Annotated in this window: 22 protein-coding genes; 13 read left to right on the plus strand and 9 right to left on the minus strand. The window is 64.9% G+C overall.

All coding sequences use genetic code 11. The features are described from left to right. Positions 1 to 103 precede the first annotated feature (103 nt). Positions 104 to 886: an AraC family transcriptional regulator gene (locus BLS75_RS16840; protein ID WP_019092815.1), complete on the plus strand. Its 783-nt coding sequence runs from the start codon at positions 104 to 106 to the stop codon at positions 884 to 886. A 26-nt stretch (positions 887 to 912) separates the two neighbouring features. On the opposite strand, the gene BLS75_RS16845 is transcribed toward BLS75_RS16840, so the two are convergent. Continuing rightward, on the minus strand, positions 913 to 1,230 hold the full coding sequence (locus tag BLS75_RS16845) for a hypothetical protein (protein ID WP_011059155.1): 318 nt from the start codon (positions 1,228 to 1,230) through the stop codon (positions 913 to 915). A 365-nt stretch (positions 1,231 to 1,595) separates the two neighbouring features. Here BLS75_RS16845 and BLS75_RS16850 point away from each other — a divergent pair, with 365 nt between their 5' ends. Next, entirely contained in the window at positions 1,596 to 2,066 is a 471-nt protein-coding gene (locus BLS75_RS16850) for a hypothetical protein (RefSeq protein ID WP_072451330.1), read from the plus strand. An 85-nt stretch (positions 2,067 to 2,151) separates the two neighbouring features. Next, the gene (locus BLS75_RS16855) at positions 2,152 to 2,670 is read left to right on the plus strand and encodes a hypothetical protein (protein WP_072451331.1); all 519 of its coding nucleotides are present in this window, start codon (positions 2,152 to 2,154) and stop codon (positions 2,668 to 2,670) included. A gap of 100 nt (positions 2,671 to 2,770) precedes the next feature. Here BLS75_RS16855 and BLS75_RS16860 read toward each other — a convergent pair whose 3' ends face one another. Further along, positions 2,771 to 3,805, minus strand: a complete 1,035-nt coding sequence (locus tag BLS75_RS16860; RefSeq protein WP_072451332.1) for a zinc-binding alcohol dehydrogenase family protein — start codon at positions 3,803 to 3,805, stop codon at positions 2,771 to 2,773. 106 nt (positions 3,806 to 3,911) lie between these two features. Between BLS75_RS16860 and BLS75_RS16865 the strand changes: the two genes are divergently transcribed. The 5 genes from BLS75_RS16865 (at position 3,912) to BLS75_RS16885 (ending at position 7,141) form a co-directional block, all read left to right on the plus strand. Continuing rightward, positions 3,912 to 4,265, plus strand: coding sequence for a winged helix-turn-helix transcriptional regulator (locus tag BLS75_RS16865; RefSeq protein ID WP_072451333.1), 354 nt, complete (start codon positions 3,912 to 3,914; stop codon positions 4,263 to 4,265). Positions 4,266 to 4,284: 19 nt separating this feature from the next. Then, positions 4,285 to 4,650 (plus strand): hypothetical protein, encoded by a 366-nt coding sequence (locus BLS75_RS16870; protein WP_176876752.1) that lies wholly within the window; start codon positions 4,285 to 4,287, stop codon positions 4,648 to 4,650. A 133-nt stretch (positions 4,651 to 4,783) separates the two neighbouring features. Continuing rightward, a complete protein-coding gene (locus BLS75_RS16875) occupies positions 4,784 to 6,250 on the plus strand; it encodes an ArnT family glycosyltransferase (protein ID WP_072451334.1) in 1,467 nt (488 codons plus the stop codon). Positions 6,251 to 6,399: 149 nt separating this feature from the next. Next, the gene (locus tag BLS75_RS16880) at positions 6,400 to 6,597 is read left to right on the plus strand and encodes a hypothetical protein (protein WP_072451335.1); all 198 of its coding nucleotides are present in this window, start codon (positions 6,400 to 6,402) and stop codon (positions 6,595 to 6,597) included. 85 nt (positions 6,598 to 6,682) lie between these two features. After that, complete coding sequence (locus BLS75_RS16885) at positions 6,683 to 7,141, plus strand: hypothetical protein (RefSeq protein ID WP_019092808.1); 459 nt, start codon at positions 6,683 to 6,685, stop codon at positions 7,139 to 7,141. Positions 7,142 to 7,183: 42 nt separating this feature from the next. Here the strand turns inward: BLS75_RS16885 and BLS75_RS16890 are convergent, their stop codons facing one another. Beyond that, complete coding sequence (locus BLS75_RS16890; RefSeq protein ID WP_011059147.1) at positions 7,184 to 7,741, minus strand: pesticin C-terminus-like muramidase; 558 nt, start codon at positions 7,739 to 7,741, stop codon at positions 7,184 to 7,186. A 168-nt stretch (positions 7,742 to 7,909) separates the two neighbouring features. Here BLS75_RS16890 and BLS75_RS16895 point away from each other — a divergent pair, with 168 nt between their 5' ends. From BLS75_RS16895 to BLS75_RS16905, 3 genes are all read left to right on the plus strand, one after another. After that, positions 7,910 to 8,293: a hypothetical protein gene (locus tag BLS75_RS16895; protein WP_011059146.1), complete on the plus strand. Its 384-nt coding sequence runs from the start codon at positions 7,910 to 7,912 to the stop codon at positions 8,291 to 8,293. Between the two features lie 82 nt (positions 8,294 to 8,375). Further along, the gene (locus tag BLS75_RS16900) at positions 8,376 to 9,035 is read left to right on the plus strand and encodes a DUF2589 domain-containing protein (protein ID WP_072451336.1); all 660 of its coding nucleotides are present in this window, start codon (positions 8,376 to 8,378) and stop codon (positions 9,033 to 9,035) included. Positions 9,036 to 9,115: 80 nt separating this feature from the next. Further along, the gene (locus tag BLS75_RS16905; RefSeq protein ID WP_053148965.1) at positions 9,116 to 9,697 is read left to right on the plus strand and encodes a DUF2589 domain-containing protein; all 582 of its coding nucleotides are present in this window, start codon (positions 9,116 to 9,118) and stop codon (positions 9,695 to 9,697) included. Positions 9,698 to 9,747: 50 nt separating this feature from the next. Here BLS75_RS16905 and BLS75_RS16910 read toward each other — a convergent pair whose 3' ends face one another. Then, positions 9,748 to 10,425 carry a lipopolysaccharide core heptose(II)-phosphate phosphatase PmrG gene (locus BLS75_RS16910; protein ID WP_072451337.1) on the minus strand — a complete coding sequence of 226 codons (678 nt, stop codon included), beginning with the start codon at positions 10,423 to 10,425 and terminating at the stop codon, positions 9,748 to 9,750. A 360-nt stretch (positions 10,426 to 10,785) separates the two neighbouring features. Here BLS75_RS16910 and BLS75_RS16915 point away from each other — a divergent pair, with 360 nt between their 5' ends. After that, the gene (locus BLS75_RS16915; protein ID WP_011059142.1) at positions 10,786 to 12,705 is read left to right on the plus strand and encodes a HAMP domain-containing methyl-accepting chemotaxis protein; all 1,920 of its coding nucleotides are present in this window, start codon (positions 10,786 to 10,788) and stop codon (positions 12,703 to 12,705) included. A gap of 172 nt (positions 12,706 to 12,877) precedes the next feature. Beyond that, on the plus strand, positions 12,878 to 13,906 hold the full coding sequence (locus tag BLS75_RS16920; protein ID WP_053156284.1) for an AraC family transcriptional regulator GliR: 1,029 nt from the start codon (positions 12,878 to 12,880) through the stop codon (positions 13,904 to 13,906). Positions 13,907 to 13,912: 6 nt separating this feature from the next. On the opposite strand, the gene BLS75_RS16925 is transcribed toward BLS75_RS16920, so the two are convergent. The 5 genes from BLS75_RS16925 to BLS75_RS16945 form a co-directional block, all read right to left on the minus strand. Next, positions 13,913 to 14,281: a glyoxalase superfamily protein gene (locus BLS75_RS16925; RefSeq protein WP_011059140.1), complete on the minus strand. Its 369-nt coding sequence runs from the start codon at positions 14,279 to 14,281 to the stop codon at positions 13,913 to 13,915. A 116-nt stretch (positions 14,282 to 14,397) separates the two neighbouring features. Beyond that, positions 14,398 to 15,864 carry an N-acyl-D-amino-acid deacylase family protein gene (locus BLS75_RS16930; RefSeq protein ID WP_072451338.1) on the minus strand — a complete coding sequence of 489 codons (1,467 nt, stop codon included), beginning with the start codon at positions 15,862 to 15,864 and terminating at the stop codon, positions 14,398 to 14,400. A gap of 1 nt (position 15,865) precedes the next feature. Continuing rightward, complete coding sequence (locus BLS75_RS16935; RefSeq protein WP_072451339.1) at positions 15,866 to 16,726, minus strand: MurR/RpiR family transcriptional regulator; 861 nt, start codon at positions 16,724 to 16,726, stop codon at positions 15,866 to 15,868. Then, positions 16,727 to 18,076, minus strand: coding sequence for a GntT/GntP/DsdX family permease (locus tag BLS75_RS16940; protein WP_072451340.1), 1,350 nt, complete (start codon positions 18,074 to 18,076; stop codon positions 16,727 to 16,729). A gap of 190 nt (positions 18,077 to 18,266) precedes the next feature. After that, positions 18,267 to 19,712, minus strand: coding sequence for a SulP family inorganic anion transporter (locus BLS75_RS16945; RefSeq protein ID WP_011059136.1), 1,446 nt, complete (start codon positions 19,710 to 19,712; stop codon positions 18,267 to 18,269). Positions 19,713 to 19,876: the final 164 nt, after the last annotated feature.

Raw genomic sequence — 19,876 nt, forward strand, 5'->3', positions numbered from 1 at the left:
AGGACAGGCGGCCGCGGGTCATTCCCCGGCCGGGGCCGAACTATCGCCCCCGCGCGCCATGGCCCGCTTGCAGTATCAGGTCAACTATCAGTAGATTCGGGCCATGCAACCCATCGATATCGATCCTTACGAAAATACCCCGCGGGATGTGGTGGTCACCGCCATCGACTACCCCGACGGCCTGTACTTCGCCGAGCACCAGCACCGGCGCGGGCAGTTCGCCTATGCGGCCACGGGGGTGATCAGCGTCTTCAGCGACCAGGGCAACTGGGTGGTGCCGCCGCAGCGGGCCATCTGGGTGCCGGCCGGCGTGCCCCACGCCATGCACATGAGCGGGCCGGTGACCATGCTCAACACCTATGTACGGCCCCGGGCAGCCAAGCGCCTGGGCCTGCCGGAACAATGCCAGGTGCGGGAGGTGTCCGAGCTGCTGCGCCAGTTGCTGCTGCGGGCCACGGCCATTCCCCCGCGCTACGCCGTGGGCAGCGTGCAGGGCCAGGTGATGAACCTGCTGCTGCATGAAGTCGCGGCCATGCCGGCCCTTGCCCTCAATGCTCCGCTTCCCCGCGAGCCACGGCTGGCCAGGGCCTGCCGCGAGGCGCTGGAGCAGCCTTCGCTGGAGTTGGGGATCGATGAAATGGCCGAGCGCGCCGGCATGAGCCGCCGCACCTTCACCCGGCTGTTCCGCCAGCACACCGGCATCAGCTTCGTCGAGTGGCGCCAGCAGGCCTGCCTGCTGGCGGCCGTGGTGCGCCTGGGCCAGGGCGAAGCCGTGACCCGGGTCGCCAGCGACCTGGGCTACAGCAGCCCGAGTGCGTTCAGCGGTGTGTTTCGCAAGGTATTGGGCGAGACGCCCAGCCGCTACTTTGCCCGGGCCCGGGCCTGAAGGACCCGAGCCGGAGCGAGGCCGTGCTAGAGGAACACGGCGGACAACATCCCCAGCGCGCCGAGGCAGAAGCCGATCAAGGCACCGCGCCCGGGCGCCTGCTGGAACAGGGCCCAGATCACCAGCGGTTCCAGGAGCAGCAGCGACGTTACCGAGACCACGGTGATGATCCAGATGTCGCCCACCGCCACGTAACCCAGCCAGTAGGCCGCCAGCAGGCAGATACCGCCCAGGCACATGATCAGCACCGGCAACGCCAGTTCGGCACCGGAGGTGTTGCCGGAATGGGCCAGCCGCGCCACCACCACTTCACTGTAGATGGCGCAGAACTCGCCCAGCACCATCAGCCCTACAGCAGAAACTCCGAGTAATTCTTTGGACATGTAACAAACCCCTTCGTATTGAGAGCCCGATTTTTCAGCTTCCAGGCATTGATCGCTCCGCTGACGGAGCCTGTATCTCGATGCGCAGGGGTACGAGGCAACTCGGTAATATCCAGGAACTTGAACATGTCCATCTCCTTCTGGGTGGGGGTACAAACCGAGCCCGTGCACGACCGACGGGCCGCTGCCTGTATAAGGGATTTTCTGCCCCGGCGTCATCCACCAGAGCGCGTCGACCGCGAAAAAACCACGCAAACTCCACAAACAGACAGCCTCGCTGCCGATAGCCTTGCTCCGGTCATTCTCAGCCTGAAGCCACTGCCACCATGCCCCAGCCGTCCACATCCCTTCGCACCGTTGAGCCCTCTGATTGGGTTGCTACCTATTTCATCAGCGTCGCGACGCTGGCCCTGGTCCTGACATTGCTGGTCAACCTGGTCGTGCAGTTCAGCAGCCGGGACCCGTGGAGCAATCTGCTCGACGTCCTGTCTTTCAGCGTGGTGGCACTGCTGGTGAGCGTGGCGGTGATAGGCGCCGTCGCCGCCCTGCCCTGCATCCTGTTCTTCTGGCTGGCCCAGCGTTTCACCTGGCGCCACCTGTGGATCTACCTGTTGGGCGGAGCCCTGGCGGCGATGCCCGCCATTCCCATGGTGGTGAGCCTGTCTCCCGGCTTTTTCAACCTCCCGCACGGCGTCAACATCCTTGAGCGCTATGCGCCGTTGGCACACTTGTTCGGCGCTTGCGGGGCCTTTCTGGGAGCGATGTCCTGGTGGCGCAGCGGGCGTCATCTGCGCTGACTACTTCCTGCAGGAGCCGGCATGCCGGCAAAGAAAGCTCCCACGGCCCCGGCCTTGTCACTCACCTCAAGAAGCGATAGCTCCCATGCCCACAAAAACGCCAACCCTTCGTACCGTGCAGCCTGAAGACTGGTTCGCCGCCTACTTCATCGGCGTCACGGCCCTGGCCACGCTCGTGGCCGTGATGCTGATGCTGGGGATGCTGGCCAGTGCCGGCGCGTTGAACACGGACATCATTCTCCAGACGCTGTTCGTGGGCCTGCTGACCCTGGTGTTGAGCGGTGTGCTGATCGGCATTTTCACGGTCCTGCCCTGTGTGCTGTTCTTCTGGCTGGCCCAGCGCTTTGCCTGGCGCAATGTGCTGATCTATCTGTTCTGCGGTGCACTGGCGGCGATGCCGACCATTCCGCTGGTGATGAGCCTGGCCCCGTCGAGCTTCTACACCGACTCGCCGGATGAAGAACCCGAGCCCGAAGGGCTGGCGCGCTACCTGCCGGTGGCGCCGCTGTTCGGCTGTTCTGGGGCCTTCCTCGGCGGCATCTTCTGGTGGCGCAGCGGGCGCCACCTGCGCCGATCAGCCCTCCCCGACACTCCACTTCCATAGGAGCCGGCTCGCCGGCGAAGAGGCCCTGCGGCCCTGCGCCAGAGGTGATGACGCCTTCGCTGGCAAGCCAGCACCCAATCAGCGCCCACCCAGCCAGCGCCTACAAGGAGGCGATGGCCTGGGCGTCGCGGGCCACTACCACTTTGCCCGGCAGGCCGCCCTGCTCCACGCGTTCATGGGCCCGGCGCAGGCTGTCGGCGTTGAACGGGCTGAAGACTTCATTCAGGGTGCAGCGGATCAATCCCTGGTCCAGCAACTGCGCCAGCCGGTTGAGGATGTGGTGCTGCTCGATCATGTCCGGGGTCTTAAACAGGGCGCGGGTGAACACCATCTCCCAGTGCAGGGACACGCTCTTGGCCTTGAGCGGCACCGCATCGAAGAAGTCGTGATCGTCGATCAGCGCGATATGGCCATGGGGCACGATGATCCGGGCCAGCTCGGCATAGTGCCGCTGGGTATGGGTCAGGGCGGCAATATGGGTCACGGGTGGCAGGTCCAGGGCCACCAGTTGCTCCACCAGCGAACGGGAATGGTCCAGCACCTGATGGGCCCCCAGGTCCAGGCACCACTGGCGGCTGTCCGGCCGCGAAGCCGTGGCGATGACGGTCATTGCGGTCAGCCGGCGCGCCAGTTGGATCAGCACCGAGCCAACGCCACCGGCACCGCCGACAATCAGCAGCGTGCCCTGTTCAGCGAGGTCGCCGGGCACCCGGCCCAGGCGCTCGAAGAGCAATTGCCAGGCGGTCAGCGAGGTCAGCGGCATGGCGGCCGCCTGGGCGAAGGACAGGCTGGCCGGCTTGTGCCCCACCAGGCGCTCGTCCACCCGGTGCAGCTCGGCATTGGCGCCATCGCGGGTGAAGGTGCCGGCATAGAACACCGCATCCCCAGGGGCGAACAGGGTCACCGCGCTACCCACCGCGCGGACCACGCCACTGGCGTCCCAGCCCAGGGTGCGCACCTCGTCGGGCACCGCCACCTGGCCGGCGCGGACCTTAGTGTCCAAAGGGTTGACCGACACCGCCTCGACCGCCACCAGCAGGTCATGAGGTTCCAGTGGCGGCGGGTCCAGTTGCACCTCGCAGAACGCGTGGGGGTCAGACAGGTGCGAGCCTTTGAGGTAGGCGATGGCCTTCATTGCAGAGCTTCCTTGGCGGTTGAAAGCGCACACTTAAATCCCTCATGCCCTGCCCGCACAAGTAGGGTACTTTTGCGTACCAGCTACGCAAAAGGGTCGTCAGGCAATGAAAAACAAACACTATCAGGACATTCCAGGCTGCCCGGTGGAGGTCACCCTGGACCTGATCGACGGCCGCTGGAAAGGCGTGGTCCTGCACCAGTTGCTGGCCAACGACTTCCTGCGTTTCAACGAACTGCAACGGCGCCTGCCGGGGATCTCCCAACGTCTTTTGACCAAGCAGTTGCGGGACCTGGAGGCCGCCGGCCTGGTGTCGCGCACGGTGTACGCCGAGGTGCCGCCGCGGGTGGAATACCGCCTGACCGACGAGGGGCAATCGCTGCAGCCGGTGATCGAGGCGCTGTCGGCCTGGGGCCGCGGGCGAATCAGCCGGCAACAGCAGGAAAGCGCCCTCACCTGATCCCTCACCAGAGCCCCCCATGCCCACCCACCCGGATGCTCCAGCAAGGTTCAAGGTTTACCAGGGCTCGACCCTGCTCGGCTGGTCGGCCCTGGAGTCGGCCGACCCGCCCATGGGCGTGGCCTTCGGCCAATTCATCGCCGCCCCGGCCTATGCCGGCCTCCAGCAGCAGGTACGCGCACTGGCAGGAGCGAGCCAGAGCGGGCTGCACCTGGTGGTGCACCACCTCGACCAACCCGTGCCGGCCCTGGGCGTGAGCATTCAGGACTACTCCGCCGAATGTGGCGCCGATGCCATCGAGATCACCGTGCTGGGCATCGCCTACCCCCTCTACGAACAGCTGTTCCCGCAAGCCGTGGCCGCCTACCAGCAGTCCATGGGCTGACCCGCGCACAGCCGGCGAACATCCGCACGCTTTCCCCCTACTTGTTCACAATTCGTTAAGACTTGCCTACGTATACTTTCGGGCTTGCCTGCGGCCTTCCGGCTGCGCCCCTCGACCTGCCGGCGCACAACTCATGTCACGACCCGCTCCGCTGCTGTTTCTGCTGGCCTGCCTGCTGTTCTTCTTCGCCCTGGGCAACCACCAGTTGCAAGGTTCCACCGAAGCCCGGGTGGCCGGGATCGCCATGGAAATGCACCTGGACGATGACTGGGTCACACCGCGCCTGTTCGGCACGCCATTCCTGGAAAAACCGCCGCTGAGCCTGTGGCTCGATGCCGGGGCCATCCGCGCCTTCGGCGGCACGCCCCTGGCGGTGCGCCTGGCCTCGGCCTTCGCCGGGCTGTTCAGCGTGATGCTGCTGTACGCCATGCTGCGCCGCTTTGGCCGGCCGGCAGCCCTGGCGGCCATGGCCGGGCTGATGCTGGCGACCATGGCCAGTTACTGGAGCAACGTGCGCGGCGTGGGCGAGGATGCCCTGCTCAGCCTCGGGGTAACCCTGGCCCTGCTGGCGTTTTTCCAGGCCCATCGACGCCAGGCCGCGCAGCAGCCGGCGCTGCTCTCCTGGCTGGCGTTCGCCGGCGGGATCGCCATCGCCACCCTGAGCAAGGGCGTGCTCGGCCTGGCCATGCCCGGGGTGGTGATCTTCGCCTACCTGCTGGCCGACAGCCTGATCGACAAGCGCTTCACCTTCAGCCACTGGCTGCGCCCGGGCCTGCTGACCCTGCTGGGGCTCGTGCCGCTGATGATCTGGCTGTACATGCTCTACCAGCGCGGCGGCCTGCAGGCCCTGGGGGAAGTGCTGTGGACCAACAGCGTCGGGCGCTTCGACGGCTCCTTCGAGGAGGCCGGACACTACGAGCCCTTCTACTACTACCTGGCCAAGCTGCCCCAGGCCTTCCTGCCGTGGAACATCCTGGTTTACCTGGGCCTGTGGCATTTCCGTAAAACCCTGGTGCAGAACCGCTACCTGCTGTTTTTCAGCCTCTGGCTGCTGGCGCAGTTCGCCTTGCTGTGCCTGGCTTCGAGCAAGCGCACGGTGTACCTGATGTCCCTGACCCCGGCCGCGGCGGTGCTGGCGGCGGAATATGGCGCAGTACTCTACCAGCGCCTGGCCAAGCGGGCCCCGGGCACGGGTTTCTGGAGTGCCGTGGGGCGCCAGCGCAGGGGGTGGCTGATAGCGCTCATGGCCCTGGTGATCGGCGGCTATCTGGTCAACGCCCAATGGGCCGCGCCCAGGGCCGACCGCGAACTGTCGTTCGTTCCAGTGACCGACCGGATCATGGCGTTGCAGGATAGCGGGCACCAGCTGGCGCTGTACCAGGCCAACGAACGCATCGCCGGCGCCAGCGTGTTCTACACCCAGAGCCTGCTCAAGGACCTGCAGAACGATGCGCAACTGCTGGCCTTCTTGCGCGAGTCGCCGCAGCACATGGCGGTACTGGGTGGCGCCGAGGCGCCCAAGCCGCCGCTGCAGATCCAGCAGACCCTCATGGTGGGCCGCCAGGCCTACTACTTCGTCAACCTGGCGCCGGCCGGCTGAACGCAAAAAAAACGGCACCTGAATCAGGTGCCGTTTGCCCATCCCTGCCGCCCCATGCCCCTTGAACCCTTTCCCGCTGATACCCGCCCGCCGCCCTTGAAACCATGACTCCTGCCCAACGACGGGCTTTCCCCGAAAAGGAGTCAGACATGAGCATCACCGTTATCAGTAGCCCCCTGAGCCGGGCCGTTGCCCAGAAGGCCGGGTTGCGCCAGCAACTGGCGGCGCAAAACATCCTTGGGGTGGAAAACATCAACGACAACGCCATCGGGAACACCGTGGCCAAGGAACTGATCGCCAAGAGCAGCAAGGAAGGCCTGCGTCGGGACTACCTCGACGCCCGCTGAGCCTTGCCCCCGGCGATACCCTAGTTGCCGGGATCTTCCCTATGATCGTGTCGGGCCGTTACGGCCTGGAAAAGGAGATATTCCCATGTTGATTCTGCGTTCACTGATCCTCGGCCTGAGCCTGCTGGCCAGCGCTGCCCAAGCCCTGGAAACCACCAATCTCCCACCCGCCACCCTCAAGGCCTACGCCGCCACCCTGAGCACCGCCGCCGGCAACAGCCAGTGGCAGCAGCTGTGGAAACGCTCTCGGGACCAGGGCGCATTCACCCAACAGGGTGAACAACCGCGCTTCACCATCACCCAGGACAAACTGCCGGACATGGCTCGCAGCACCTTGATCAATGCCAGCAGCGTAACCCCGCAGAACACCACCCAGGCGCTGTACCGCTATGAGTTTTCCAACCCCATCGGCCAAGCCAAGGGCATTTCCCTCAAGGCCATGTGCCTGTTGGTGGACTGGCGCTCGCTGCCCAGCGGCACACAACCCGACGACACCAGCCACATGGGCAACGCCAGCCTGCTGCAAACCTACCCCTGCCCTTGAAACCGGCAAGCCGCCCAGGCCTTGAGCCTGGGCGGCGAGCACTTACGAGGTTAGCTGCGAGCCCAGCAGATCAGCCTCCTTGCGCCGGCGAGTGCCGTAGCTGTCGCCAAAGTTGCGCAGGTTGGCCAGGGCACTCTTCCAGTCGCGGGCCACCACCTGGGCCCAGAAGTTCGGTGTGCGACTGGCCAGGTTGCCGTACTGAAAGGCCACCGAGGCGATAACGGTCTGCATCGGTGCCGGCAGTTGGGCGAAGTCCACTCCGCTGGCCTGGGTGTAGTTCGCTGCCAGAAGATCGACGAAGGGCGCCTTGAATGCCTCGTCCACCAAAAGCGCCTCGTCACTGCTGATGTTCAAGGGCTGGCCGTCGAGAAACGCCTTGGCCTTGAGCCCCTTCAACCCCAGGTAGGGGGTCAGTCGCCGGATCAGGTCCGCCGGCAGATTGAGCGCCTGCAGGTCCTCTACGTTCCGTTGCCCCAGATCGAAGCCTGTGCCCACCGTGACGCCACTCTTGCTCTTGTCCGGATCGGGCACATAACCGCGGGTAATGGCAGCTCCCTCCAGAGCGGCGATAAAGCTGAAATCAATCGCGTAGCGTGACATGGATTTTTCCTCATCCAGTTTAGGAAAATCCAGTGCACCACCAGCGACCGATACAACATCAGAATGTAATAGTTCCCCTTAATAGGGGGGAAATTTCCCACTGAACAGAGGACGAGACACCTCCTTAGGATCAAACCAGCCTTATCCATAATTCCAAGGAGGTACCAAATGGACGTGAAAGACCTCGTACTCATCGATGTTCGCCAGCTCCCTCACTCGCTCCAGGCCCTCATCGACTGCATCGGACTGGAAAATGCCTACCGCCTGACCCGTGAATACGGCGGCCGCCCCAAGTACATCCCCAAGCACGCCGAACGTACCTCCCTGGCTTTGATCCTGCCGCCCGACGCCCTCAACGCGCTGATCGAGCGTTTCGCCGGCCTGGCCCTGGAGATCCCCAAGGCCGACCACTTCTGCCGGCAGATCCGCAACCAGCACATTCAACTGGAAAGCCTGGGCGGTATTTCCCGCAGTGTGCTGGCGGACAAGTACGGCCTGAGCCTGCGGCAGATCGGCAACATCCGCCGCCTGGATGCCAACACTCACCGGTAATCGATTCCTGCTGAATCGGCCTTCACGGCTTTCTTAACCTGCAAGGGCGCATTTCGCGCAACAAAGAACAAGGAGCTAGACCATGGCAGATATCGATAAGGGCCTGATTGGCGGCGTGATCGCCGCCCTGCCCCTGGACAAGATGATCACCGGTCCACTGATGGCGATGATCCAGGCGCAGGTCGCCGCGAGCAAAGCCTATGCGGACTTCCTGATGGGCGTGTGCATTCAGAACGGCCAGGCGGTTTCGGTGCAGTTCGACTATGACGAAACCCTGGTGGATGAGCAGGGGGTGTACAAGGGCACCGTGAAGAAGTCGATGCGCATCCCGTTGCTGGCGGCCATCAGTCACCCCAACATCACCATCGAGGAAGGCTCCATCGAGTTCGAGCTGACCATCAGCCAGATGGCCGAGGACACCAGCAGCACCGAAGCCTCCGGCAGTTTCGAGGCGAAGATGGGCTGGGGCCCGTTCAGTGTTTCGGTCAAGGGCGCGGCGAGCCACAAATCGACCCAGACCCGCAAGACCGACACCCGCGCCCGCTACACCATCAGCACCAAGATCGTCCGCCAGGACCCACCGGAAGCCCTGATGCGGGTCATCGACTTCCTCACCGACGCAGCCACCAAGCCTGTGCGGCTGCCTAGCACTCAACCGACCGACACCGACAAGCTGCCGACCGCCAACGCGCTGAAAATGCCCGATGCCGCGGACGAGAAGAAAACCGGCACCGGCGGTTGATCCACATCGCGCCTTCGCCCCAGTAACCCGCCCCGCCTTCATGGCGGGGCACTTCAGCCACCGAACAAGGAGCGTGATCCATGGCGTTTTTTTCTCGCAGCAAGGAGCCCATGTCCGCCAGCGACCTGAGCCATATCACCCGCGGCATGCATCAGGCTGCAGCCGCCACCCACAACCTGATCGCCCAGCAGTACATCAAGTTGTTCGACCAGTTCTTCGACTACAACGTCGACGACCTGGGCACGCCGATGAAGGCCAAGATGGTCGAGGTGGCGCTCAACGAAGACCACATCATCAATGTGCCGCTGATTGCCCTGGTCTCGCCCAAGGGCCTGGCCCTGCACAAGATGACTGTCGACCTGTCGGTGCGCATGCAGGCCACCGAGCTGCAGAAGGCCAGCCACGACCTGGAGAACGGCGAGCTGCAGAGCGAGAAGTTTTTCGTCACCTTCGGCAGCGGCAAGCGTGACGGCCAGGAGCGCGACCCGGACGAGGTACAGATCAGCATGGAGTTTCGCGACTGCCAGCCGCCGGAAGCGATCCAGCGCCTGATCGAGGAGTTCACCAACCTGATCAGCCCGCAGCGCATCAACGACGGCCCGGCAGCCACCCCGCCAGCGGCTGGCACACCACCGGCCGAGCCGGACCTGCTGGCACCTTGAGCCGCTTCCTATGCCCCTGAAGGCCAGCCACACGGAGCGGCCGCCTGCGGTCAGGGCTTGAGGTTCACCGAGCGCCAGTCACTGGCCTCGATCAGGCCGAGCATCTTCGGCGCGCCATTGAGGGTATCGGTGGAGACGAACAGGGAAGCGCCGTACCCCAGGGTCGGGGTCGCCCGTTTCAGGTCCTGTTCCATCTGCGCCATGCATTCGCTGTGGGTCACCAGCACCAGGTTGCGCCCGGCGACCTTGTGCGCCATGACATCGCGCAACATGGAGTTCTTGCAGTTGAACAGCCAGCCATCGCCACTGCTGACCTTGCTGAACATGTAGCTCGCGGTCTGCGCGGTACGCGTCAACGGGCTGTTGTAGATATCGGTACGCTCCAGGCCCAGGTGCTCGAACTGCGCGCCGAGCCCCACCGCCACCTCTCGGGCCCGGTCGGTAATGCCATCGGCCGGGCCCAGGCACGCGGCATTGGAGCGGTCGCAGCGCTCCATGTGGCGCACCAGCACAATCATTTCGCCCTTGTCCCAGGCGGCCGTCAGGGCCTGGAGCCCGGCCCCGTTGCCGTGGCTCAGGTCGGGCACCGAGGCCGGCCGGAGCAGGAACAGCCCCAGGGGAATCACCAGGCAGGCGCCCAGCAACGGCACCAGCAGGCTCTTGTAACGGACCAGGACGCGCCCCAGGAAGGGCCGCTTGCTCGCCGGCAACACCAGTCTTGTAGTCAATTCCCAGCCGCCCTTACGAGAATGTTCCTATGTCTTGAGCAGCGCACAGCAAGGCTACGAAAGCCTGATGACAATTGAACGCTGGCCGATGCCTATGGCATCGACCGCCCAGACTCTAGGGCGCCGGGCGTGGGGCCCGAGTGAAATCAATGTGAAAAAAAGCTCAACGGACCGGCGGCACATCCCGCAAAATAGCCGTCCATCGCCTAAAACATTGTCTTGGGACAATGCCGACGAAATCGTTTCAGCTATGGCACATCCCGCCGATACACCCCCTACAAAACACCTTGCTGGTCACCAACAACAACAATCTTCCAGCTAACTCAAGATCAAGAAGAGCTACGTTCCTGGAGGAATTCAATGAGTAGTTGGTTTGCCAACATCAGCGTCAACCTTAAGCTGGGCCTGGGTTTCGGCCTGGTCCTGGCCCTGACCACCGTCCTTGCACTGACCGGCTGGACCAGCCTGGGCAGCCTGATCGACCGCAGCAACTGGATGAGCGACATCACCCAGCTCAACAGCGGCCTGACCAAGCTGCGGGTCACCCGCCTGCAGTACATGCTGGCCAACGGCGACGAAACCGCCGCCCAAGGCGTGCAGAACACCCTGGACGATTTCAGCGCCCAGCAGAAAAAACTCCTGGCCTCGTTCCAGAGCCCGGAAAACATCAAGCTCCTGCAAGGCCTGGGCGCGACCATCAGTGCCTATCAGGATTCGCTGAACAAGATGCGCAACGCCTACCGCAGCGGCGACGCCGCACGACTGGCGATGAACCAGAACGCCGAACGCGCCAATGACCTGATCAACGGGATCAACTCCTGGGTCAAGCAGTTGCCCCTGAGCGACGAGCGCTTTACGCAGTTCCAGGCCATCACCCAGGCCAAGGAAGCCTTCCAGCTGGCGCGCTATGAAGTGCGCGGCTACGTCACCACCAACAACCCGGACACCGAACAGAAAGCCGTCACCCAGCTCAACGCTGCGATTGCCGAAATGGATCAGCTCAAGTCCCATTTCAGCAGCACCCAGCGCGATGCCCTGCAACAGCTCGAAACCGCCCTGAGCGGCTACCGCAGCTCGCTGCAGGCCTTCAAGGTCGCCTTCACCAACGCCGTAGAGGCGCGCAAGGAAATGACCGACCAGGGCGCCGACATCGTCAGTCGCAGTGACGCCCTGTACCAGATCCAGCTGGACCGCCGCGACATCGAGAGCGCCCAGGCCCGCAGCCTGCAGCTGATCAGCACCCTGCTGGCGCTGCTGGTCGGTGTACTGGCCGCCGTGATCATCACCCGGCAGATCACCCGCCCGCTGCAGGAAACCCTGGCCGTGGTCGAGCGCATCGCCTCCGGCGACCTGACCGAGAACCTGCGGGTCACCCGCCGCGACGAACTGGGCGTGCTGCAACAAGGCATCGTGCGCATGGGCGTGACCCTGCGCGAGCTGATCAGCGGCATCCGCGACGGCGTGACCCAGATCGCCAGCGCCGCCGAAGAACTGTCCGCGGTGACCGAAGAAACCAGCGCCGGGGTCAACAGCCAGAAAGTCGAGACCGACCAGGTGGCCACCGCCATGCACGAGATGACCGCCACCGTGCAGGAAGTCGCGCGCAATGCCGAAGAAGCCTCCCAGGCCGCGGCCGCCGCCGACGGCGAAGCCCGCCAGGGCGACAAGGTGGTGGCCCAGGCCATCGAGCAGATCGAGCGCCTGGCCAGCGAAGTGGTGCGCTCCACCGACGCCATGACCGTGCTGCAACAGGAAAGCGACAAGATCGGCAGCGTCATGGACGTGATCAAGGCCGTGGCCGAACAGACCAACCTGCTGGCGCTCAACGCCGCCATCGAAGCCGCCCGCGCCGGTGAAGCCGGGCGTGGTTTCGCCGTGGTCGCCGACGAAGTGCGGGCCCTGGCCCAGCGCACCCAGAAGTCCACCGAAGAGATCGAGGAACTGGTGGCCGGCCTGCAGAACGGCACCCAGCAAGTGGCCACGGTGATGAACAACAGCCGCAGCCTGACCGACAGCAGCGTCGAACTGACCCGCAAGGCCGGCGCCTCGCTGGAAAGCATCACCCGCACCGTGTCCAACATCCAGTCGATGAACCAGCAGATCGCCGCCGCTGCCGAGCAACAGAGCGCCGTGGCCGAAGAGATCAGCCGCAGCATCATCAACGTGCGCGACGTGTCCGAACAGACCGCCGCCGCCAGCGATGAAACCGCAGCCGCAAGCGTTGAACTGGCGCGCCTGGGCGGCCAGTTGCAGATGATGGTCAGCCACTTCCGCGTCTGATTCGCGCAGGCCCCTTCGCCGGCAAGCCGGCTCCTACACCCTCCGTAGGAGCTGGCTTGCCGGCGAAAGGCGCCAATCCCCGGACCCGAGCATTTACACCCATCAGGGTTTGCCCTTACCTTTCCCGGTCTTCGTCCTGCTGTCCTAGGGATTAGTCACCAGGAACCCGTTCATGCCCAGCCTCGGTTTTACTTCGGTCCCGCCCCTGCTGAAATACCTGCTCTATGCGGAGCAATTGGGTATTGCCACCGAGCCGGCGCTGGCCGCGGCCGGGCTTAGCGCCGCGCAGTTGAACGACACCAGCCTGCGCCTGCCGATGGAGGTGCATGAGCGGCTGCTGGACTACTTCTGCCAGCACTCGGGCGATCCGCTGTTCGGGCTCAATTCGGCGCGCTTCGTCAAACCCAGCTCGTGGAATGTGCTGGGCTACATCACCATGAACTGCGCGACCCTCGGCGAAGCCATGGGCCGCATCATGCCATTCGAAAAACTGGTGGGGGACATGGGCACCAGCCGCGCCGAAGTCGCTGGCAACCAGGTGCGGCTGATCTGGAGTTGCCGCCATCAGCGCCCGGACATCCGCCGCCACCTGGTGGAAAACGTCCTGGCGTCCTGGCTGTTGTATGCGCGCTGGATCGCCGATTCGCAGTTGTCGCCCAGCGCGGTGTGGTTCGAACACGCCCTGCCGGAACCCGTCGAGGCGGCGCAGTACGAGGCGTTGTTCGGCTGCCCGGTGCTGTTCCAGCAACCCTGCTCGGCGCTGGTGGCGCCGCTGGAGTACCTGCAGATGCCCCTGCGCCAGGCCGACGCGCGCCTGCTCAAGACCCTGGAAGAACATGCCCAGGCGATGATGGCTTCCCTGGGCGATGCGCCCCTGGCCTTGCAGGTGCACAACGTGCTGCGCCAGTTGCTCAAGGACGGCCTGCCGCGCAAGGAGCAGGTGGCGCAGCACCTGCACCTGTCGGTACGCACCCTGCAGCGCCAACTGCAACAGGCTGGCACTTCATACCAGCAGATTCTCGACGACCTGCGCCAGGAGCTGGCCGAGCACTACCTGCGCCACAGCGAGCTGTCGATCCAGGGCATCTCCGATTGCCTGGGTTTCACCGAACCGCGCTCGTTCCACCGCAGTTTCAAGACCCGCACCGGGCTGACCCCGGGGCAGTTCCGCCTGAGCGCGCAGAGCTCCGGCAAGGCCTGAAACCCGTTACACGCTGATGGCGTTGGTGAACACCAGGCGATTGCCGAACGGGTCGCTGATGGTCATGTCCTGGCTGCCCCAGGGCATGGCCTGGATCTGCGGATGGGAGAAGCGGTACTGCTTGGCCAGCAACTGCTGCTGGAAGGTTTCCAGTTCATCGGTCTCGATCCGCAGGGCCGCACCCGGCGAGCAGTCGCCATGGTGCTCGGTAAGGTGCAGCACGCACTCGCCCCGCGAGACCTGCATGTACAGCGGAAAATCGGCTTCGAAGCGGTGTTCCCAATCCAGGGAGAAACCCAGGAAATCGAGGTAAAACTCCCGGGCCTTGGCTTCATCGAAGATCCGCAGGATGGGGGTGGTTTTGCCAAAGCTCATTGCGCGACTCCCTGACTGAAATGAGCCGACTATACAGACGGCGATTATCAGCAGTTCGGCGCCGCTCGGGGATTCTTTAATAGCACAGCGCCATCATTGTGATGGAGGTCAACAAATCAGCCAGCGGATGTAAATCCCGGGCGCAGGTCACCTTCCCGGGGCAGGAAGCGCCCGTGGCGTTCGCCGTTGGCCCGGCCCTGGGCAAAACTGCACACGCCATTGACCCAGACCCCATCGATGCCTTGCGCGGCGCGCTGCGGCTCCTTGAAATCCGCCACGTCACGCACCCGCGCCGGGTCGAACAGCACCAGGTCGGCCCAGTGCCCTTCACGGATCTCGCCACGCTGGTGCAGGCCGAAGCGCGCCGCAGACAGCCCGGTCATCTTGTGCACCGCAGTGTGCAGCGGGAACAGGCCCAGGTCGCGGCTGAAGTGCCCCAGTACCCGGGGGAAGGCGCCCCACAACCTTGGATGGGGGAAAGGATCTTCCGGCAGGCCATCGGAGCCGATCATCGACAGCGGATGGGCGAGGATGCGCCGCACATCGTTTTCATCCATGCCGTAGTACACCGCCCCCGCCGGTTGCAGGCGCTCGGCAGCGGCCAGCAGGCTGACGCCCCAGTCGGCGGCGATCTCGCTCAAGTCACGACCGCCCTGCTCGGGGTGCGGTGTGGACCAGGTGATGGTGATGCGGTAGGCATCGGTGACCTGCTTGAGGTCCAGGGTCGAGGAGCTGGCGGCGTAGGGATAGCAGTCGCAGCCCACCGGGTGTTCCCGGGCGGCGTTTTCCAGGGCCGCCAGCAGTTGCGGGCTGCGCCCCCAGTTGCCGGCGCCGGCGCACTTGAGGTGCGAGACGATCACCGGCGCCCGGGCCGCGCGACCAATCAGAAAAGCTTCGTCCATGGCCTCCAGCACCGGCTCGAACTCGCTGCGCAAATGGGTGGTGTACACCGCGCCGAACGCCGTCAATTCCTGGGCCAGTTGCAGCACTTCATCGGTCTCGGCGCAAAACGCGCTGGCGTAGGCCAGCCCGCTGGACAGGCCGAGGGCGCCGTCCTCCAGGCTTTCGCGCAGTTGCCCGCGCATGGCGCTGATTTCATCGGCCGTGGCCGTGCGAAACAGGTCCGGCAGATGGTTGCTGCGCAGCGCGGTGTGCCCCACCAGCGCCGCCACGTTGATCGCCGGGCGCGCGGCATCCACCGCCGCGCGGTAGTCACGAAAACGCGGGTAGACGAACATCGAGCGCTCGCCCAGCAGGTTCATCGGGTCCGGCGGGTCGCCCTTGAGGGTCACCGGCGCGGCGCTGATCCCGCAGTTGCCGACGATCACCGTGGTCACCCCCTGGCTGAGCTTGGGCAGCATCTGCGGCTGGCGGATCACCACCGTGTCGTCATGGGTGTGCACGTCGATGAAACCCGGGGCCAGTACCCGCCCGGCGGCGTCGATCTCTTGCTCGGCGCTGGCCGCGGACAGATCGCCGATGCGCGCGATGCGCCCGTCGAGGATGGCCAGGTCGGCGGGGTAACCGGGACGGTCGCTGCCGTCGATGATCAGGGCGTTGCGGATCAGCGTGTGGTAGCGCATGTCAGTCTCCCAGGGGCAGGCAATCGTCGCCGCCACGGTAATGGTCCAGGGCCAGCTTGATCCGTCGCAGGCGTTCCTGGTTGTCATCGGGCAGGGCCAGGGCCAGCTCGGTGGCCAGCACATCAATGGCCAACAGCATGCCGTAGCGGGCCGCGGTGGGTTTGTAGATGAACGAGGTCTCGGCGCTGTGCAGCGGCAGCAGCACATCCGCCAATTGCGCCAGGGGCGAGTCGGGCAAGGTAATGGCCAGGATCCCGGCGCCGTAGGTCCGGGCCAGGGCCACCGCCTCCAGCAGCTCGGGGGTGATGCCGGTCAGCGAACAGGCGATCACCGCGTGCTGCGGCCCCAGGGCGGCAGCGGTGACGCGCATCATCACCGGGTCGTGGCAGGCGGCAATGGGATAGCCCAGGCGTACCAGGCGCACTTGCAACTCGCTGCTGCACAGGGTCGAGCAGCCGCCCATGCCGAAGGCGTGGATCATCCGCGCGCGCCCCAGCAGGCGCACCGCATCGGCGAATTGGGCCTCCTCGAAACCGGCCAGATGCTGGTGCAGCGCAGCTTCGATATCGCCAACGATCTGCCGGTAGAACCCGGACTGTTCCAGGGTGCCGGCGGGGTCCAGGAAGCGGCTGCCCACCCCACTGGCCTGGGCCAGTTGCAGGCGCAACTGGCGCAAGTCGCGGCAGCCGACGCTGCGGGCAAAGCGCGACAGGGTGGCGGCGCTGACTTCAGCGCGGCGGGCCAGTTCGTCGAGGCTGGCAGAGGCGGCAAAGCCCACATCGTCGAGCATCAGCCGGGCGATCCGCCCTTCCCCGGCGCTGAGAAAATCCAGGCGCGAGCGGATCTGGTAAAGGATGTCCATCTACAAAAACTCCGCGAGGACCAGGGTCAGGCCGAAGGCGATCACCGAGATCAGGGTCTCCAGCACGGTCCAGGTCTTGAAGGTCTGGATGACGGTCATATTGAAGTATTCCTTCACCAGCCAGAAGCCGCCGTCGTTGACGTGGGAAAGAATCACCGAGCCGGCGCCGGTGGCGATCACCAGCAGCTCCGGGTGCGGGTAGCCCAGGCCGACGGCCACCGGCGCCACCACCCCGGAAGCGGTGGTCAGGGCCACGGTGGCCGAACCGGTGGCGACCCGCATCAGCACCGCAAACAGCCAGCCCATCCACAACGGCGAGAGCTGGAACTCATGGGCCAGGCCGACGATCTGCTCGGTCACCCCGGAGTCGATGAGAATGCGGTTGAGGCCGCCGCCGGCTCCCACCAGCAGGGTGATGCTGGCGGTGGGCGCCAGGCATTCGTTGGTGAACTTGAGGATCGATTCGCGGTTCATGCCCTGGGCCAGCCCCAGGGTCCAGAAACTCACCAGGGTGGCCACCAGCAGGGCGATCACCGAGTTGCCGATAAACAGCAGGAACTGGTTGAGGCCGGTGCCGGGCTCGGCCAGCAGGTTGGCCCAACCACCGATCAGCATCAGCACCACCGGCAACAGAATCGTGGCCATGGTCAGGCGGAAACTCGGCAGGCGCGGGCGCGGCTCGCGGGCAATGAACTGGCGCTCCAGGGGGTTCTGCGCCGGCAGGTGGATGTGCGGCACGATGAACCGCGCGTACAGCGGACCGGCGATGATCGCCGTGGGCACGCCGATCAGCAGCGCATACAGCAGGGTCTGACCCACCGACGCCTGATAGGCCTGCACCGCCAGCATCGCCCCCGGATGCGGCGGCACCAGGGCGTGGACCACCGACAGCCCGGCGACCATCGGCAGGCCCACCATCAGCAGCGACACCCCCACCCGTCGCGCCACGGTAAAGGCAATGGGGATGAGCAGCACAAAGCCCACCTCGAAGAACAGCGGCAACCCCACCAGAAAGGCGATGCAGACCATGGCCCAATGCGCGTTGCGCTCGCCGAAACGGTCGATCAGGGTGCGCGCCACCTGCTCGGCACCGCCGGATTCGGCCATCAGCTTGCCGAGCATGGTGCCCAGGGCCACCACCAGGGCGATATGCCCCAGGGTCTTGCCGACCCCGGCCTCGTAGGCGCCCACCACTCCGGAAGGCGGCATGCCGGCCATCAGCGCCAGGCCCACCGACACCAGGGTGATGACGATAAAGGGGTTGAGTCGGTAGCGGGCGATCAACACGATCAGCGCAATGATGGCGACTGCGGCGTAGCCCAGCAGCCAAGAACCCGTAGCGGGAGCCATGGCGTCCTCCTTGAAAACAGCGTCACTTTCGAATGGTTGTGAAATTCATTAATCACTTAAGGAAGCAAACTTCAAACCGAGTGAAACTTATTTTCGTAAAGAGGCAGGCTTTGTCGCGAACAGCTAAGTGAAAGGCCGGCTTATGAAAATCGGCAGTGGGTATTTTCATCCACTGCCGCTGTGGCCGATCTCAGTCGTGATGCTCTCGGGCACGCTTGAGCAGCTTCTTGCAGCGCTCGGACAGGTGCAGCACCCGCAACTGCTTGCCGGCCTTGGCATAACGCTCGCGCAGGGTTTTCAGCGCGGCGATGGCCGAGTAGTCGACAAAACTCAGGTGGCGACAGTCGACAGTCACGTGCCGAGGATCGCCAGCCGGATCGAACTGGTTGAGAAACGGCGTGGTGGAGGCGAAGAACAGGGTGCCATGCAGTTGGTAGTGCTTGCTGCCGTCGGCTTCCAGGTGGCTGTCGGCGTACAGCTCGCGGGCCTGCTGCCAGGCGAAATTGAGGGCGGCAATGACGATGCCGCAGAACACCGCCATGGCCAGGTCGGTGAACACGGTGATCACGGTCACCGCGAGGATCACCAGCACATCGTTGAGCGGCACCTTGTTGATCACCCGCAGGGACGCCCAGGCGAAGGTCTGCTGCGACACCACGAACATCACCCCCACCAGCGCCGCCAGAGGGATGCGCTCGATCAGCGGTGAGAGAAACAGCACGAACAGCAGGATCAGAGCGCCCGCCACCACGCCCGACAAACGCCCGCGGCCACCGGAGCTGAGGTTGATCACGGTCTGGCCGATCATCGCGCAGCCACCCATGCCGCCGAACATTCCCGAGACCACATTGGCCGCGCCCAGGGCCACGCATTCACGGTCCGGGTAACCGCGGCTCTCGGTGATTTCGTCGGTGAGGTTGAGGGTCAGCAGGGTTTCCAGCAGGCCGACCATGGCCATCAGGAACGCGTAGGGCGCGATGATGCCCAGGGTTTCAAGGTTCCACGGCACCTGGGGCAGCGCCAGGCTCGGCAGGCCGCCGGCGATGTGGGCCATGTCCCCCAGGGTGCGGGTCGGCAGGCCCAGCAAGTACACCAACGCGCCGACCCCGAGGATCGCCACCAGGGCCGGTGGCACCGCCCGGGTCAGGCGCGGTAGCAGATAGACGATGGCCATGGTCAATGCCACCAGCCCGGCCATCAGGTACAGCGGCTGGCCGCTGAGCCAGTGTTCGCCGCTCTTGAAATGTTCCAGCTGGGCCAGGGCGATAACGATCGCCAGGCCGTTGACGAAGCCCAGCATCACCGGGTGCGGCACCATGCGCACCAGCTTGCCCAGGCGCAGCAGGCCGAAGGCGACCATCACCAGCCCACCCAGCAGCACCGTGGCCAGCAGGTACTGCACCCCGTGCTGCACTACCAGGGCGACGATCACCACCGCCATGGAGCCAGCCGCGCCGGAGACCATGCCCGGCCGGCCGCCGAACAGCGCGGTCAGGGTGCAGATGAAGAACGCGCCATACAGGCCCATCAACGGGTTGAGGTGGGCCACCAGGGCGAAGGCGATGCATTCGGGCAGCAAGGCAAAGGAGGTGGTGAGTCCGGCCAGGACATCGGCACGCAGACGTTTTGCTTTCATGATTGACCTGATAGACGGACCGGCAGGCGCGGCCCTGGGAAGTGCGGAAAGAAGGCGGGGAATGTTACGGAATTGAGCCGCCTCCGACCAGCCGGCCGTCGGCGCCTGCACAACGAAGGTAGGAGCTGGCTTGCCAGCGAAGAGGCCGCTCGACCTGGCGCCAG

The sequence above is a fragment of the Pseudomonas sp. NFPP12 genome (genome assembly GCF_900103205.1).
GTDB classification, from domain to species: domain Bacteria; phylum Pseudomonadota; class Gammaproteobacteria; order Pseudomonadales; family Pseudomonadaceae; genus Aquipseudomonas; species Aquipseudomonas protegens.

Excerpts from the sequence above, each read along its gene's own strand:
- BLS75_RS16840 (WP_019092815.1), top strand. The coding sequence starts at position 104 with ATGCAACCCATCGATATCGATCCTTACGAAAATACCCCGCGGGATGTG.
- BLS75_RS16845 (WP_011059155.1), bottom strand. The coding sequence starts at position 1,230 with ATGGTGCTGGGCGAGTTCTGCGCCATCTACAGTGAAGTGGTGGTGGCG.
- BLS75_RS16850 (WP_072451330.1), top strand. The coding sequence starts at position 1,596 with ATGCCCCAGCCGTCCACATCCCTTCGCACCGTTGAGCCCTCTGATTGG.
- BLS75_RS16855 (WP_072451331.1), top strand. The coding sequence starts at position 2,152 with ATGCCCACAAAAACGCCAACCCTTCGTACCGTGCAGCCTGAAGACTGG.
- BLS75_RS16860 (WP_072451332.1), bottom strand. The coding sequence starts at position 3,805 with ATGAAGGCCATCGCCTACCTCAAAGGCTCGCACCTGTCTGACCCCCAC.
- BLS75_RS16865 (WP_072451333.1), top strand. The coding sequence starts at position 3,912 with ATGAAAAACAAACACTATCAGGACATTCCAGGCTGCCCGGTGGAGGTC.
- BLS75_RS16870 (WP_176876752.1), top strand. The coding sequence starts at position 4,285 with ATGCCCACCCACCCGGATGCTCCAGCAAGGTTCAAGGTTTACCAGGGC.
- BLS75_RS16875 (WP_072451334.1), top strand. The coding sequence starts at position 4,784 with ATGTCACGACCCGCTCCGCTGCTGTTTCTGCTGGCCTGCCTGCTGTTC.
- BLS75_RS16880 (WP_072451335.1), top strand. The coding sequence starts at position 6,400 with ATGAGCATCACCGTTATCAGTAGCCCCCTGAGCCGGGCCGTTGCCCAG.
- BLS75_RS16885 (WP_019092808.1), top strand. The coding sequence starts at position 6,683 with ATGTTGATTCTGCGTTCACTGATCCTCGGCCTGAGCCTGCTGGCCAGC.
- BLS75_RS16890 (WP_011059147.1), bottom strand. The coding sequence starts at position 7,741 with ATGTCACGCTACGCGATTGATTTCAGCTTTATCGCCGCTCTGGAGGGA.
- BLS75_RS16895 (WP_011059146.1), top strand. The coding sequence starts at position 7,910 with ATGGACGTGAAAGACCTCGTACTCATCGATGTTCGCCAGCTCCCTCAC.
- BLS75_RS16900 (WP_072451336.1), top strand. The coding sequence starts at position 8,376 with ATGGCAGATATCGATAAGGGCCTGATTGGCGGCGTGATCGCCGCCCTG.
- BLS75_RS16905 (WP_053148965.1), top strand. The coding sequence starts at position 9,116 with ATGGCGTTTTTTTCTCGCAGCAAGGAGCCCATGTCCGCCAGCGACCTG.
- BLS75_RS16915 (WP_011059142.1), top strand. The coding sequence starts at position 10,786 with ATGAGTAGTTGGTTTGCCAACATCAGCGTCAACCTTAAGCTGGGCCTG.
- BLS75_RS16920 (WP_053156284.1), top strand. The coding sequence starts at position 12,878 with ATGCCCAGCCTCGGTTTTACTTCGGTCCCGCCCCTGCTGAAATACCTG.
- BLS75_RS16925 (WP_011059140.1), bottom strand. The coding sequence starts at position 14,281 with ATGAGCTTTGGCAAAACCACCCCCATCCTGCGGATCTTCGATGAAGCC.
- BLS75_RS16930 (WP_072451338.1), bottom strand. The coding sequence starts at position 15,864 with ATGCGCTACCACACGCTGATCCGCAACGCCCTGATCATCGACGGCAGC.
- BLS75_RS16935 (WP_072451339.1), bottom strand. The coding sequence starts at position 16,726 with ATGGACATCCTTTACCAGATCCGCTCGCGCCTGGATTTTCTCAGCGCC.
- BLS75_RS16940 (WP_072451340.1), bottom strand. The coding sequence starts at position 18,076 with ATGGCTCCCGCTACGGGTTCTTGGCTGCTGGGCTACGCCGCAGTCGCC.
- BLS75_RS16945 (WP_011059136.1), bottom strand. The coding sequence starts at position 19,712 with ATGAAAGCAAAACGTCTGCGTGCCGATGTCCTGGCCGGACTCACCACC.